Consider the following 1,082-nt stretch of genomic DNA (forward strand, 5'->3'; position numbering starts at 1 on the left):
TCTGCGGTGATCGCGACACCGGAGCTGATAGAGGCGGCGGCAACCGACTTGGCGAGTATTGGTTCGACGGTCAACGCCGCGCACATGGTGGCCGCGGCCCCGACCGTCTTTGTGCCACCTGCGGCCGCTGATGAGGTCTCGGCGGGGATCGCGCACCTGTTCTCCGGTTACGCCCAGGACTATCACGCGCTGGCCGGGAAGGCGGCGGCGTTTCAGGACCAGTTCGTGCAGCACCTGACTGCGAGTGCCGGCGCGTATGCCGGCGCGGAGGCCGCCAACGTCACGTCGCTGATCAAGCCCTTGACAGCAATTGGGGCCCCGATTGCCGCTGCTGCCACAACCGCCCAGTCCACGATGAGCGATTTAATAGCGAATGTGATAACAAATATTCAAGCCGGAATAGAGACATTGATAACGATGATTACATCTTTATTAATGTTGCTAGCGATTGTACCCTTTTTGCTACTGTTTCTTTTAAGTGTTGCTTTATACGGGCCATGGTGGCTTGTTTTGCTTAATGCCGGGCGTGGGTATTGAGATGACGCCCCCCTCAGCGCGGTCGGTGAGGTTCGCGCAGTCGGATCGACGCCCAACGAGTTGGTCGCGAGGGTTGGATTCTCCATCGTTCCTTCGCCGAACCTTTCACGTTCGTGGTCGGGCAGCGTCTAGCCGACGACGAGGCGTGTCTCGGCTTTGAAGGTGCCGTCGCGGTTGTCCCGGACGTGGACGCTGGTGGTGATGGCGATGTCCGGCCAGGGCCAAGAGGCAGGCCGCAACGCAGAGCGCGTCTGTTAGATCGGGAAGAACATCGGAATGGGAGTACCTGTTGCAATAAAAAGTAAAACTAGTGCTACCCAAGCGCCTATGATTACAAAAGTGCCGACCGTAACGAAAATGCTCCATAACGCCGGGTAGCCTTGAATAAATATCCAAAACTGGTAAAAGGCTGCGCCCAATATCTTGAGTAATTGGTCGAAAGCTGCGCTAACAATGTTGCCTAACTCGTATCGGACAGCCCCGACGGCGCTGCCAATCAAGTTCACAACCCCTCCCAAGGGCTTTAGCAACGACGCCATGTTGGC

2 protein-coding genes are annotated in these 1,082 nt (G+C 57.0%); one reads left to right on the forward strand and one right to left on the reverse strand.

Going from position 1 to position 1,082, the window contains the following annotated elements:
• A partial coding sequence (locus A5706_RS29780; RefSeq protein ID WP_068139528.1) for a PE family protein occupies positions 1-537 on the forward strand: 537 nt, incomplete at its 5' end.
• 254 nt (positions 538-791) lie between these two features.
• Here the strand turns inward: A5706_RS29780 and A5706_RS29785 are convergent.
• Positions 792-1,082 (reverse strand): hypothetical protein (locus A5706_RS29785; protein ID WP_231984910.1); only part of this gene is annotated, 291 nt, incomplete at its 5' end.

It is taken from the genome of Mycobacterium sp. E796, from assembly GCF_001672815.1.
Taxonomy (GTDB): domain Bacteria; phylum Actinomycetota; class Actinomycetes; order Mycobacteriales; family Mycobacteriaceae; genus Mycobacterium.